The organism is Actinacidiphila alni (assembly GCF_900112845.1).
Taxonomy (GTDB): Bacteria; Actinomycetota; Actinomycetes; order Streptomycetales; family Streptomycetaceae; genus Actinacidiphila; species Actinacidiphila alni.
In genome coordinates, this window is record NZ_FONG01000008.1 from 314,995 (window position 1) to 327,827 (window position 12,833).

Consider the following 12,833-nt stretch of genomic DNA (forward strand, 5'->3'; position numbering starts at 1 on the left):
GTACGTACGCGCCTGCCTCCGTCCGTACGGCGCGCGCTCCGCGCTGTCAGGCGGGGGCGCCGAGCGGCGGGTGGTCGAGCACGCGGGGCTTGTACTCGACCAGTTGGATGCCGCCCTCGAAGGTGCGGTGCTCGGTCATCTCCAGGGCCACGTCCGGATAGCCGTCGTAGATGCGTTCCTCTCCCGTGGCCCCGGTGATCACCGGGAACATCACGACCCGGAAGCGGTCGACGAGTCCGGCACTCAGCAGTGACCGGCACAGACTGAGGCTGCCGATCGTGCTGAGGATCCCGGATCCGCTCGACTTCAGGGCGCGGACCGCCCCGACGGCGTCGTCACGGACGAGCGTGGAATTCGCCCACGTCAGCGGCGCCTCCAGGGTGGAGGAGAAGACCACCTTGGCGGCCCGCGTGAGTTCGTCGACCGACGCCTCCTCCTCGGGCCTGAACTCCTCCTGCCCGCCCGGCACCTCGCCCGCCGCGAAGCCCGACATCAGCCGGTAGGTGTTCGCCCCCATCAGATACGTGACCTCGGGCTGCTCGCCGAGCCACGCGAGATACTCCGGGCTTTCCAGTCCCCAGAACCCGGGCCACCCTTCACCCGACGCATAGCCGTCGAGCGAGGTGATGAAGTCGACGAGAAGCTCCGACATGGCGCTGTCCTTTCCAGTCCTGATGTGTCACGACCTTGGACCGTCCGGGCCCCGAAAACTCATCGGTCGCCCAGCGGAAGGTGCGCCCATACCGTTTTGCCGGGCGAGCGCGGCCGTACGCCCCACTTCGCCGACAGCGCCTCCACGATCACCAGGCCGCGTCCGCCGAGGGCCTCCGGGTCGAGTGCGGCGGGCTTCTCGGGCATCGCCCACTGGTAGGAGTCACCGACTTCGATGACGAGGACGCCGTCGCGGCGGCGTAAGCCGAGCTCGAAATATTCCCCGATGCCGGTCGCGTGGGCGACGACGTTGGTGGCCAGCTCGCTGGTGATGAGGGTGGCGGGCTCGATCAGCGGGCCCAACTTCCAGGTTGTGAGGGTGGTTTCGACGTGCCGTCGGGCCGCCGGTACGGAGCTGCGGCGGATCCGGAATGTCTCGATGTGCGTGCGTCCTGACATGCGTCCCCCTGGGGGTGCGGCAGACGGATGGGGTCACCAACGGTCCCGGAACGGGAACACCGTGTGACGTATGCAACGCTAGACGGGCGGGTGCGTAGTTCGCAATAGTTCGCGCATGCAGACTTGCAAATTATGCCCTGCTGCAACTTTGTGGCCGTACTTGTCCGTTGTCGGGCAGACTGATCACCCAGAGTGGAAGAGGGGGAACATGCCAGCAGGGGGACGCCCTACGGTCCGCAGCCGCCGTCTCGGCTCGGCGCTCCGCCGGTACCGCGAAGAGGCGCGCATCGACCAGCACCAGGCCGCCGAGTACATCGCGGGATCCACCAGCAAGATCAGCCGCGTCGAGTCCGGCGAGTCGTCCGCACGGCCCGGCGACGTACGGCTGCTCCTTGAGCTGTACGGCGTCGAGGACGAGGTGACGCGACGCGGGTTGGAGCAGTTGGCGCGGGATTCCAACAAGCGCGGCTGGTGGCTGGACCAGCCGCGGCCGCTCAAGCCGGAGTACGCGGACCTCCTCGCGATGGAGACCGACGCGACGTACATCCGGAGCTGGCAGCCGGTCATGGTCCCCGGCCTCCTCCAGACGCCGGAGTACACCGAGTTGCTGCTCGATGGTGGTGTCACCGTCTACTCACCAGCAGAGACGGAAGCCATCGTGACCACTCGGAAGGAGCGCAAACGGGTCATCGCCGAAGACGGCGCTCAGTTCGCCGTGGTCGTCTGGGAGCCCGCGCTCACCTCGCCCATGCCCGACTCCGAGGTGCACCGCGCCCAGCTCCGGCACATTCACGATGTCGCACGCCAGCGGAATGTCAGCGTCCAAGTGCTGCCGATAAGCGCGTGGCAGGCGGCTCGCATGAGCCCGCCCTTCGTCATGTTCAGCTTCGGACCGGAACCTGCCGCCGAGGCGGTCTCGCTGGACACCCTGAGCAGCACTATGGTCCTCGAAGACCCGGACGACCTCGCCCATCACGCGCGGATCTTCGAAAGCCTGCGGTCGGCCGCACTGACCCCGAGTGAGACGATGGCCTTTCTTCAGCAAGCGATCAACGACGTCCGCGCAATCTAGAGAGAGCACGTGATGAAGAGCCACGACATCGTCAGCGCGTTCCAGAAGTCGTCCTACTCTGGCGCCGCCCAGAACGACTGCGTCGAGGTCGCCCGCACCGCCGACGGAGGCCGCGCCGTACGCGACAGCAAGAACCCCGACAGCGGGACGCAGTTCTACACGCCCACCGAGTGGGCCGCCTTCGTCGCCGGCGTCAAGGCGGGCGAGTTCGACTGAGCGGTGTCAGGCCACCGGGACGAGGGTGAGGCAGGCGATACCGAGGACGTCGCGGTAGCCGCGGAGCCAGGCGGCGCGGTGGGTGTCGAGGCGGGTGCGGGTCTGCTCCGCGAGGGGGTGGACGGGGTGGGCGGCGAGCCATTCCTCGGCATCGGACTGGTAGCCGGACTCGAAGTCGTCCCACTCCTCGGTGGTGGCGGTCTCGATCCAGGCGGGACGGAAGCCGGCGGCGACGGCGGTGTCCACCAGGCCCGCCAGGTCGGGGAGTTCGCCGGCTGAGGCGTCCGGCCACATCGCGCCGAGTTCGGCGGGGGTGGGGGTGCGCCGCCAGTAGCCCTCGGCGAACAGCACCCGGCCGCCGGGGTTGACCAGGCCGCGCAGGGCGCCGAGGGCGCCGGCGATGTGCGCCGGTGGTTCGGCGGTGGTCAGCGCGTGACCCGCGCTGAGGCAGATCACCAGGTCCGCTGGGCCGCGGGTGGTGCCGGCCGCAGACTCCTCGACGAAGTCGACCCGGCCGCTCAGTCCCCGGGCGGCGGCATTGGCCCGGCCCCTGGCCAGGTCGGCGGCATTGACGTCGACACCGACACCCCGCGCCCCCGGCACCGCCTCCAGCACCCGCAGCATCAACTCGCCCCAGCCGCACCCGATGTCCAGCACGGTCCCGGGCCCGGTGGCCGCGAGGCGCGCGACCAGCCGCCCCGCCCTGGCTTCGGAGAGCGGTCCGTGAAAGGTGAGGCCGGTCAGTCGCGGCGGCCCGTCGGTGGATACAAGCTGTTCTGTCTCTGGCATGCGGCGGACGCTAACCCGGTGGCCGGGACGGGCGACACCCAATTTCGCGCCCGCTTCCCGCTCCGGCCTTCAGTGGTCCCAGGCCCGTGGCCTGGTCAGGGCCTCCCATTCAGGGCGGAGGAGGGAGAGGACCGCGACGTCGTGGCGGGTGCCGCGGTGGAGGCAGGCGGAGCGGCGGGTGCCCTCGTGGGTGAAGGCGGAGGCGGTGAGGGTGGCGAGGGCGGGGGTGTTGGTGGTGTGGGTGACGGCCTGGAGGCGGTGGAGAGGGAGGTCGCCGAAGGCGAGGTCGGTGAGGGTGTCGAGGGCGTCGGCGGCGTGGCCGCGGCCCCGGTGGGCGGGGTCGAGCAGCAGATACACCTCGGCGGTGCCGTCGGCGATGTCCTGGTCGAACAGCGCGATGTGGCCGATCGGGGTGCCGTCCGGCAGCAGGACGAGGAAGTCGTCCCGGTCGTTGTTGTCGATGTCGCGCTCGACGCGATCGCGCAACCAGGACAGCGGGCGCGGCCAGATGCCGATCTCATGGGCGGCGACCGGGTCGGCCCCCCAGCCGTACAGCACCTCGGCGTCGTCCGCCTCCAGCGGCGTCAGCGCGACGCCCCTGCCGCGCAGCACCGTCACCCGGGTCTGTGCCTCTTCCGCCTCGTCCTCCGTCATGCCCGCAGGCTAGGGCGCGGACGCCCGTGCCCGCCAAGGGATTTCGGCGCCCCGGCGGCAGCCGCTACTCCGTGATCCGCACCGGCAGCAAGATGCGCCAGATCGCGTCCTCGACGCCGTGCACAGCGGCGATCCAGCCGACGTTCTCCTCGTCGGTGCCGAGGCGGACCGCCTGCGCCAGTTCGCCCATCACCTCGGTGAGGTCGCCGTGCGCCATCGCGGGCTCCATCCGGCCGCCGGCCATGCCGTCGTCGTAGTAGCGGTGGTAGGCGGGCGCGCCGCGCATCACACCGACCGGGCGCCAGTGCTCGGCCAGCCGCCAGACCGGTTCGCCCGCGACGCGGACGCCGTCGGCCTCCATCACCTGGGTGCGGGTGCGGTCCACCGCGAGCGGGGACCAGCCGTCGGAGCCGGTCAGGACGAGCTGCGGGTGGCAGCGGCGTACGGCGCGGGCGACCGCTTCGGTGCCGCCGGGGCCCGGCAGCACCAGCGGCACCGCGGCCATTCCGGCGTAGAGGCAGCCGAAGAAGGCGCCCGCCAGGTCCGGGCCCTGCGGGTAGGCGAGCAGGACGCGGGCGCCGGGCGCGAGCAGGCTGCCGAGCCGGGCGGCGACCGCACGGGCCCGCCGGTCGAGTTCGCCGAAGCTGCATCCGGCGGTGCCGCTGACGGCGGCGCTCGGGTACGGGAGGGCGGGCACCGTCTGCGGGGAGCGGTCGGCGCGGCGGCGCAGCAGTTCGCCGGGCAGTCGCCCGGCGTCGCCGAGCCGCCGGACGCCGCCGCCGTTCCCGCCGCCGAGGCCACCGCCGCCCCCGATACCGCCGGGGCCGCCGGGTCCGTCCCGGCCCTCGCCGGTCATCGCGGCCCCCGCGGGCACCGCCGGCCTCCGCCGTACGGATCCGGACCCGCGCACCGTACGCACCCCGCGTACCGGAGCCCGGAAGAGGTCGGCGGCGCCGGCCGGCAGCGGGCGCGGCGCCCCCGCGCCGGTCCTGTCCGCCGCGCCACCGAAGACGTTCCCGGCAGACGCCCCCGCACCGTCCGTACCGGACACATGGCTCGTGCACTCAGCACACATGAAGGGCCTACTACCTGTTCTGTCGCAGAACACACACCGGCATGGACCACTCCCACACAGCACAACCTCCGCGCACGCACAGACGGAACCTCGAATTCCAGCCCAACTTTTCCCGCGAGGCCGGTTCGGGTCCTTGCACGGGGTGACCCCGGCCGCCCGACACGGCAAACTGGCACGGACGGTGCCGAACCTCGGCCCTGTGTGCCCTGCGGACAACTGTTCCGTCGGGCGATGAACGATTGATATACGTCCGAGAGCCGGGCCCCCGGGGGCGGCCGGGTTCGCGAATAATCTGATGGGCGCGTCATCGGTGCGCGGCGGCCGGGGGCGGGGCCACCGCACATCGGGGTCGGGGCACATCGGGGCCGGGGCAACGGCGCACCGGGCGCGGCGCGTACGGTCGTGCGGTGCGTACGGCCGACGAGGTGCGCAGGACCGACGGCGGTGCGTACGGCCGGCGCGGCGGCAGTGACCAGCAGTCCACGTTCAGGGGGCAGAGATGGAAAGCAGGACGGAGCCGGGCGACAGCCTGCGGTTCGCGGTCCTCGGCCCGGTGCGCGCCTGGCGTGACGGTGAGCCGATCGTCACCGGGGCGCCGCAGCAACGCGCGCTGCTGGCCGCGCTGCTGCTGCGCGGCGGGCGCACCGCGACCGCGTCCGAACTCCTCGACGCGGTCTGGGGCGAGTCACCGCCCAACACCGCGCTGGCCGCCTTGCGTTCCTACGCCTTCCGGCTGCGCAAGGCGCTCGGCACCGACGCGCTGGTCACCGACTCCGGCGGCTACCAGCTGCGGGTCGCCGACGACGCGCTGGACTCCGCCGTGGTGGAGCGGCTGGCCGCCGAGGCCGACAAGCTGCGCACCACCGACCCGGCGCGCTCGCGCGAACTGCTCGCCACCGCCCTGGGGATGTGGCACGGCGAACCGCTGGCCGGGCTGCCGGGCCCGCACGCCGAGACCCAGCGCATCCGGCTCGCCGAATGGCACCTCGGCCTGATCGAGACCCGGCTCGAACTCGACCTGGAACTGGGCGCGCACACCGAGGCCGTCTCCGAACTGACCGCCGTCTCCGCCGAACACCCGCTGCGCGAACGGCTGCGCGCCCTGCTGATGCTCGCCCTCTACCGCAGCGGCCGGCAGGCCGAGGCGCTCGGCGTGTACGCCGACACGCGCCGACTGCTCGCCGACGAACTGGGCATCGACCCGTCGGCGGAGCTGCGCGAGCTGCACCAGAAGATCCTGGAGGCCGACCCGGGCCTGGCCGCGCCCGCCGGCACCGCCTCCGGACCCGCCGAGATCATCCGGCCCGCGCAACTGCCCGCCACCGTCGCCGACTTCACCGGCCGCCGCCGGGTCGTGGAGGAGCTGAGCCAGCAGCTGGCCGAGGCGTCCGAGGGCAGCGGGGTGATGGCGGTCTCCGCCGTCGCGGGCATCGGCGGCGTCGGGAAGACCACGCTCGCGGTCCATGTCGCCCACGCCGCACGGGACTTCTTCCCCGACGGGCAGCTCTACGTCGACCTCCAGGGCACCGGGCCGCGCCCGACCGAGCCCGAGGCCGTCCTCGGTTCGTTCCTGCGGGCGCTCGGCCACCCGGACGCGGCGATCCCCGAGTCGCTGGCCGACCGGGCCGCGCTCTACCGCTCCACGCTCGACGGCCGCCGGGTGCTCGCACTGCTCGACAACGCCTACGACGCCGCGCAGATCCGGCAGTTGCTGCCCGGTACGCCCGGCTGCGCGGCGCTGGTCACCAGCCGGGTGCGGATGGTGGACCTGGCGGGCGCGCATCTGGTCGACCTCGATGTGATGTCGCCGGAGGAGGCGCTCCAGCTCTTCACCCGGATCGTCGGCGAGGAACGGGTGCGCAGCGAACGGCAGTCGGCGCTCGATGTGGTGGCCGCCTGTGGTTTCCTGCCGCTGGCCATCAGGATCGCCGCGTCCCGGCTGGCCGCCCGCCGTACCTGGACCGTCTCCGTCCTGGCCAACAAGCTGGCCGACCAGCGCCGGCGGCTGGACGAACTGCGGGCCGGGGACCTGGCGGTGAAGGCCACCTTCGCCCTGGGCTACGGCCATCTGTCGGCGCCGCAGGCCCGCGCCTTCCGGCTGCTGTCGCTCGCCGACGGCCCCGACATCTCGCTGCACGCGGCGGCCGCCGCCCTCGACCTGGACCCGTACGAGGCCGAGGAGTTGCTGGAGGCGCTGGTCGACATCAGCCTCATCGAGTCGGCGGCGCCGGCCCGTTACCGCTTCCACGACCTGCTGCGCCTCTACGCGCGCGAGTGCGCCGAGCGGGACGAGACCCCGCAGGAGCGGTGCGCGGCGCTCTCCCGGATCCTGGACTTCTACCTCGCGTCGGCGGCCTGCGCCTACGAGTTGGAGAATCCCGGCGACCGGGTGCTCGACCACCTCGCGACCACCTCGCACCCCGGGCTGACCTTCGGCGCCCGCGACGAAGCCCTGGAGTGGCTGTTCTCCGAGGCGCAGGATCTGCTCGCCGCCGTCCAGCAGTCCGCCGACGGCGGCTGCGAGGGCCCGATGCGCCGCGCAGTGGACCTGCTGCTGGTCGCGCAGGACCTGATGGAGTCCGGTGTCTACGCGCGGCAATACGAGCAGGCCACCCGCACCCTGGTGTCGACCGCGCACGACTGCGGGGACACCCTGGTCGAGGGCCGGGGCCGGATCTGGCTGGGACAACTGCTGTGCCTGTCGGGGCGGTTCGCGGACGCCGAGGACGAGGTGAAGCGCGCGCTGATCCTCGGCCTGGCCGCCGAGGACCCGGTCACGTGCAGCTACGCGCCCAATCTGCGCGGGATCATCGCGCACAAGGGCCAGCGCTTCGAGGAGTGCGCGCAGTACCACTCGGCGGCGCTGGATGCCTTCCGGGAGGACGCCAACAAGCACGGCGAGGCGGCGGCGCTGAGCAATCTGTCGCGCGCGCAGATCGAACTGGGCGACATCCCGGCGGCGGTGTCGGCCACCGAACAGGTCGTGACGATCTACCGCGAACTGGGGGCCGGTTTCCGGCTCGGCAACGGCCTGTACGCGATGGGCATCGCGCTCACCGCCGACGGCCGGCTCGACGAGGCACTGGCCTGCCTGACCGAGGCGCTGGAGATCTTCCGCGAGGCACGCCAGCAGTTCTGGGAGGGCATGACGCTCTTCCGGCTGTCCAAGGTGCACTTGGCGGACCATCGCTGGCGGCAGGCCGCCGCCCACACCGAGCAGTCGCTCGCCATCCTGCGCGAGATCGGCGGCGAGTGGCGTACGGCCAACGCGCTCACCGTGCTGGGGCGCGCGCTGGACGGCATGGGCCAGTCCGTACGCGCCCACGCGTGCTGGCACGACGCGCTGGCGGTCTTCACCGCGCTGGGTTCGCCCGAAGCCGCCGATGTGGCGCGGCTCCTCGGGGATGAATCATCCCCTTCCGTAGCGGTTTGAGCCCTGGTTGAATCGCTCAACGCGCCCGTTTATCAGTTGATTATCGGTGGATGCCACGATTCCATCACTGCACGAGCTGCCCGCTCGGTGGTGCACGGGGGTCGCCGCCGGGCGGGCGTTTGGCGAAGCTACGACAGCACGTCCCCAAGCACACCTGGAGAGCACCATGAGCACCGAAGTTCCGCAGCCGCCGAAGTCGGACCCGCCGGTCGACCCGGACAACTTCCACAACGACAGCACCGAGCAGCCCGCGCCCGAGGGCCTGCTCACGCCGAAGAAGCCGACGGTCAAGCCGGACAACTTCCACAACGACGGCGTCACCAAGTAGCTTCCGCAGCCCGCTCTGGGGAGGGCGGGACCGCGGAGGGCCCCGGGGGGACCTATGGGGGACCACAGGGGTTGATCAGGGGGAACACGGGGGGAACGGGGAAACAGGGGGAAAAAGGGGGAAGCCCCGGGGGGACCGGGTGATCGCAGGGGGACCGCGAGCACACACCCGGGGGGCGCACAGAGGACTGACCGCGGCGCGGAGGGGGCGCCGCGGTCAGTCTGTTGTCATGCCCGGATCGCCTTCACGCACGGAGGCGGCGGTCCGTACGGCGGAGGCTCGCATGGCGGGTCCGCGGGTCCCGGCGTAGCGTCGGCCCCGAGGGGGCCGAGCGAGCGAAGCGAGGCGACCACGAGATGTTCCGCACCTTCGTCGGGTCGCTTCTCGCCCTCATCGGAGCGGCGGGCGCCGTCTGGAGCCCCTTCCGTGCCTGGTACGGCGGCCGCCACGGCTCCGGCATCCGGGTCGACGACCTCTTCACCGGGGTCGGCGTGACGCCTGACAAGGCGGCACTCCTCGGCTCCCTCTTCCTCCCCATGGGCTTCGCGGCCCTGCTCACCCTGCTGGGCGTACTGCTGCGCTCGCGCCTGGCCCTGCTGCTGGCCGGCCTGCTCGTCCTCGGCGTCACCGTCCTGTGGATGGTCCGCCAGGGCCAGGCCGCGGGCTCGCTCACCGCGGGCGGCGACGGCCTCGGCTACGGCGTCGCCACCGCCTTCGGCTCCGGCCTGCTGATCCTGCTCGGCGCCTACCTGACGCACGGCCGCCGCCGTACGCGCGCGTACGGCGAACCGGTCCCGTACGAGGAGCCGGTCCCGTACGACGACGGGCGCCGGTACGGCGAGGACCCGCGGTCCGACGACGGGCGCCGGTACGGATCGGGGTACGGCGGGACCGGCGAGCGCGGGAGCGGCGAACAGCCGCCGATGCCGCCGTACGACCCGGACGGCCCGGACGACCCCGGTACGACACGGACGCTGCCGACGATCGGGGGCAGCACCGTCGAGGGCGGCAGCCTGGACGGGACATCGGGCCCGCCGAAGACGTAGACCAGACCGAGGGGGCTCAGGCCCGGCGGGAGGTCGCGCCGGTCCCCTTGGTGGCGTCCAGCGCGTACACGCAGCGGTCCTTGGAGCAGGCGTAGACGACGCCGTCGGCGGTGACCGGCGAGCCGGTGATCTCGCCGCCGGTCTCCAGCCGCCAGCGCAGCTGGCCGCCGCCCGCGTCGACCGTGTAGAGGCAGTGGTCCTTGGACCCGAAGTGCACCCGGCCGTCGGCGACAGCGGGCGAGCCGACGACCTCGCCCTGCGCGGCGAAGCGCCAGCGCGGGGCGCCGCTGACGGCGTCGAGCGTGTAGAGGGCGCTGCCCGCGCCCAGGTGCAGGGCGCCGCCGGCGACGATCACCGGTTCGAGGGACTGCCGCGGCTCGGTGGCGACCCGCCAGCGGGCGCGGCCGTCGGCCGGGTCGAGGGCGTAGACGGTGCCGAGGTGGTCCGCGACGTACACCCCGCCGCCGGAGGCGCCGGGCCCGGGGACGTGCGCGGGCGGCGAGAACATCACGGCGGGCGCGTCGAAGTGCCAGCGTTCGGCGCCGCTGCGCTCGTCGAGCGCGATCACCCGGGTCCCGGCGGTCAGGTGCACGACGCCGTCCGCGACGACCGGGCGGGTCGGCACGGAACCGGCGGCGCCCGGCTCGCCGACCGGGTACGACCACAGCTCGGAGCCGGTCAGCGCGTCCACGGCGTGCAGCAGGCCGCCGCCCTGGTAGTAGACGGCGCGGCCGACGACGGTGGGCCCGGAGTCCGGCGACTCGAATTCGGTCTGTGCCCCGGGGCGCTCCCAGCGCAGCGTCCCGCGGGCCGCGTCCCACGCCTGGACGCCGCCGCCGCGGGTGGCGGTGACGACGGTGCCGGAGTCGGCGCGCAGCGCGTACACCCAGCCGTCGATGGCGGTGCGCCAGCGCTCGGCGCCGTCGACCGCGTCGAGCGCGAAGAGGCTGGGGCCGTCGGAGGCGTGGATGCGGCCCGCGTCCACGGCCATCGTCCAGGCCACGTCACGGGTCTTGAACTGCCGCCGCCCGCTGGCCACGTCGAGCGCGTGCACCTCGAAGGAGGTGACGTAGAGCAGGCCGCCGGAGACGACGGGCGTACCCCATACGTCGTTCGACATGCGGAAACGCCACGGCCGCCACTCGCCGGGCGCGGCGGCCGGGGCCTGCGGCGCCGACGACGGCGCCGACGACCGCACCACGGACTGCGGCGCGGACTGCGGGGACCGCACCGGCGGGGGCTGGTGCTGCGGCGGCGAGGACTGCTGGGCGGGGACCGCGGCGTGCGCGCCGCCGTTCGCGCGCCGGCGCACCCAGTCGGTGCCGGGCGCGGCGCCCGCCTTGTGGTCGGCGGCGTCCGCGACGCGCAGCCCGGGCCCGATCGGCGCGGAACCCGCCAGCTGGACGGGGACGGCGGCGGCGCCCGGTCCCGCGCCGGGACCCGGTACGGGCACGGGCGCGCGGTGATTGCCGCGGCCGTCGGGCGGCGGGGCGGCGGGCGCGTTCTGCGGCTGCGGGGGCGGCTGCTGCGGGCGGGGCGGGGAGTGCGGCGGGGGCGGCGGCGCGTTCACCGGGAGCTGCGGGCCCGCGGCGTGCGCGCCCCTGGCGCCGCCGGCCGGACGGCCGCTGCGGCGCTGCTCTATCAACGCGACCGCGCCGGGCGGCAGCCAGGCCGAGGCGGTGCCGGTGTCGTCGCCCGCGGCGAACAGATGCGGCGCGAGCTGCGCCTGGAGGTCGGCGGGGGTGGGCCTGCGGTCGGCCTCCATCCGCATGCACGACTCGATCAGCGGGCGCAGCTCGGGCGGCAGCCCTTCGAGATTGGGACCCTCGCGCAGCAGCATGAAGACGGTCTCGACGGGGTTGGCGCCGTGGAAGGGCGCGTGGCCGGTCGCGGCGAAGACCAGGGTGGAGCCGAGCGAGAAGATGTCGCTGGCGCCGCGCACACTGCGGGAGTCACGGGCCTGCTCGGGCGACATGTAGGCGGGGGTGCCGACCGCCACGTTGGTCATCGTCAGGCGGGTGTTGGAGACGCCCGAGGCGATGCCGAAGTCGATGACGCGCGGCCCGTCCTCCACGACCAGGACGTTCGACGGCTTCATGTCGCGGTGCACGAGCCCTGCGGCGTGGATGGACTGCAGGGCCTCGGCGATGCCGGCGGCCAGCCACCGTACGGCCTGGGCGGGCATCGGGCCCGCCTCGTTGATGATCTCCTCCAGCGACGGGGCGGGTACGTAGGCGGTGGCGAGCCAGGGGACGGCGGCGCGCGGGTCGGCGTCCACGACGGCGGCGGTGTAGAAGCCGGAGACGGCGCGGGCCGCCTCCACCTCACGCGTGAAGCGGACCCGGAAGAGCTGGTCCTCGGCCAGTTCGGCGCGGACGGTCTTGATCGCCACGCGGCGGCCGGACGCGGACCGGGCGAGATAGACCAGCCCCATGCCGCCGGCGCCGAGCCGCGCCAGCACCTCGAAAGGGCCGATCCGTCTCGGGTCGTGCTGCGTAAGCTGCTCCACCACTGCCCTGCCACCTCCCCGTGCCCGCCGTGCCGCATTGTCGCGGTCGTACCCCGTACTGCGCGCCCCGTACCCCGCGCGACCGGCTCTCGCGCCTCCCGCGCCAGGGTACGGGCCTGATTGTTCCTGGGATCGGCGCCGGTTGCGAACCCGGGGCCGCCGCGACACGCCCGGAGAGCGAACTCGTTATCATCCGCCATTCGCACCGCTGGGCACACGCGGCACGCCGAGGAAATCCGGGCGGCGGAGGACGGTCGTCCGGTGCGGCGGCCAAGTGCCGTACGGGACACGGCAGTCGGCGGCGGCGCACCGGCGGGCCGTGACACCACGGGCGGCCGCGGCGCGGGACCGTACCCGTCGGTACGGCCGGTCGCGGCGCGCGGACGGTGCCGGCGGGGGCTGCGGGGGCGAGGGCCGGTCATATGGTCGGAACGGCGGCGCCGAGAGCCGGCCCCGTCGTCCGCTCGCGTCACCGAGAGCCGGCCCCGCGGGTTCCGCGCTCCTCCGCGGCTCCCCCGCCGCACGCCGGGTGACCAGCGCGGACCCCGTGGTCACGGCGGCGGGGAGCGGCCTACCCGTTTGCAGGCTGCCGAATCGCGCG

General features: G+C 73.4%; 11 protein-coding genes. 5 read left to right on the top strand and 6 right to left on the bottom strand.

Annotation, left to right across the window (positions count from 1 at the left end; translation table 11 throughout):
- Positions 1 to 46: 46 nt before the first annotated feature.
- Together BM076_RS16260 and BM076_RS16265 are read right to left on the bottom strand one after the other, a co-directional pair.
- Complete coding sequence (locus tag BM076_RS16260) at positions 47 to 652, bottom strand: dihydrofolate reductase family protein (RefSeq protein ID WP_093714249.1); 606 nt, start codon at positions 650 to 652, stop codon at positions 47 to 49.
- A gap of 59 nt (positions 653 to 711) precedes the next feature.
- Entirely contained in the window at positions 712 to 1,110 is a 399-nt protein-coding gene (locus BM076_RS16265; RefSeq protein WP_093714250.1) for an ATP-binding protein, read from the bottom strand.
- 208 nt (positions 1,111 to 1,318) lie between these two features.
- Here BM076_RS16265 and BM076_RS16270 point away from each other — a divergent pair, with 208 nt between their 5' ends.
- Positions 1,319 to 2,182 (top strand): helix-turn-helix domain-containing protein, encoded by an 864-nt coding sequence (locus BM076_RS16270; protein ID WP_093714251.1) that lies wholly within the window; start codon positions 1,319 to 1,321, stop codon positions 2,180 to 2,182.
- A 12-nt stretch (positions 2,183 to 2,194) separates the two neighbouring features.
- Positions 2,195 to 2,398 (top strand): DUF397 domain-containing protein, encoded by a 204-nt coding sequence (locus BM076_RS16275; protein ID WP_093714252.1) that lies wholly within the window; start codon positions 2,195 to 2,197, stop codon positions 2,396 to 2,398.
- 6 nt (positions 2,399 to 2,404) lie between these two features.
- Here the strand turns inward: BM076_RS16275 and BM076_RS16280 are convergent, their stop codons facing one another.
- The 3 genes from BM076_RS16280 to BM076_RS16290 all read right to left on the bottom strand — a co-directional run bounded on the left by BM076_RS16280 (position 2,405) and on the right by BM076_RS16290 (position 4,715).
- Positions 2,405 to 3,187 (bottom strand): SAM-dependent methyltransferase, encoded by a 783-nt coding sequence (locus BM076_RS16280; protein ID WP_093714253.1) that lies wholly within the window; start codon positions 3,185 to 3,187, stop codon positions 2,405 to 2,407.
- 69 nt (positions 3,188 to 3,256) lie between these two features.
- A complete protein-coding gene (locus tag BM076_RS16285) occupies positions 3,257 to 3,841 on the bottom strand; it encodes a GNAT family N-acetyltransferase (RefSeq protein ID WP_093714254.1) in 585 nt (194 codons plus the stop codon).
- Positions 3,842 to 3,905: 64 nt separating this feature from the next.
- Positions 3,906 to 4,715 (bottom strand): AMP-binding protein, encoded by an 810-nt coding sequence (locus BM076_RS16290; RefSeq protein WP_245796088.1) that lies wholly within the window; start codon positions 4,713 to 4,715, stop codon positions 3,906 to 3,908.
- A gap of 700 nt (positions 4,716 to 5,415) precedes the next feature.
- Between BM076_RS16290 and BM076_RS16295 the strand changes: the two genes are divergently transcribed.
- The 3 genes from BM076_RS16295 to BM076_RS16300 all read left to right on the top strand — a co-directional run bounded on the left by BM076_RS16295 (position 5,416) and on the right by BM076_RS16300 (position 9,723).
- A complete protein-coding gene (locus BM076_RS16295) occupies positions 5,416 to 8,349 on the top strand; it encodes an AfsR/SARP family transcriptional regulator (RefSeq protein ID WP_093714255.1) in 2,934 nt (977 codons plus the stop codon).
- A 166-nt stretch (positions 8,350 to 8,515) separates the two neighbouring features.
- The gene (locus tag BM076_RS36640) at positions 8,516 to 8,677 is read left to right on the top strand and encodes a hypothetical protein (protein ID WP_177246466.1); all 162 of its coding nucleotides are present in this window, start codon (positions 8,516 to 8,518) and stop codon (positions 8,675 to 8,677) included.
- 356 nt (positions 8,678 to 9,033) lie between these two features.
- Positions 9,034 to 9,723, top strand: a complete 690-nt coding sequence (locus BM076_RS16300; RefSeq protein WP_093714256.1) for a hypothetical protein — start codon at positions 9,034 to 9,036, stop codon at positions 9,721 to 9,723.
- A gap of 16 nt (positions 9,724 to 9,739) precedes the next feature.
- Here BM076_RS16300 and BM076_RS16305 read toward each other — a convergent pair whose 3' ends face one another.
- Positions 9,740 to 12,235: a serine/threonine-protein kinase gene (locus BM076_RS16305; RefSeq protein WP_093714257.1), complete on the bottom strand. Its 2,496-nt coding sequence runs from the start codon at positions 12,233 to 12,235 to the stop codon at positions 9,740 to 9,742.
- Positions 12,236 to 12,833: the final 598 nt, after the last annotated feature.

Excerpts from the sequence above, each read along its gene's own strand:
- BM076_RS16300 (WP_093714256.1), top strand. The coding sequence starts at position 9,034 with ATGTTCCGCACCTTCGTCGGGTCGCTTCTCGCCCTCATCGGAGCGGCG.
- BM076_RS16260 (WP_093714249.1), bottom strand. The coding sequence starts at position 652 with ATGTCGGAGCTTCTCGTCGACTTCATCACCTCGCTCGACGGCTATGCG.
- BM076_RS16275 (WP_093714252.1), top strand. The coding sequence starts at position 2,195 with ATGAAGAGCCACGACATCGTCAGCGCGTTCCAGAAGTCGTCCTACTCT.
- BM076_RS36640 (WP_177246466.1), top strand. The coding sequence starts at position 8,516 with ATGAGCACCGAAGTTCCGCAGCCGCCGAAGTCGGACCCGCCGGTCGAC.
- BM076_RS16295 (WP_093714255.1), top strand. The coding sequence starts at position 5,416 with ATGGAAAGCAGGACGGAGCCGGGCGACAGCCTGCGGTTCGCGGTCCTC.
- BM076_RS16270 (WP_093714251.1), top strand. The coding sequence starts at position 1,319 with ATGCCAGCAGGGGGACGCCCTACGGTCCGCAGCCGCCGTCTCGGCTCG.
- BM076_RS16265 (WP_093714250.1), bottom strand. The coding sequence starts at position 1,110 with ATGTCAGGACGCACGCACATCGAGACATTCCGGATCCGCCGCAGCTCC.
- BM076_RS16285 (WP_093714254.1), bottom strand. The coding sequence starts at position 3,841 with ATGACGGAGGACGAGGCGGAAGAGGCACAGACCCGGGTGACGGTGCTG.
- BM076_RS16280 (WP_093714253.1), bottom strand. The coding sequence starts at position 3,187 with ATGCCAGAGACAGAACAGCTTGTATCCACCGACGGGCCGCCGCGACTG.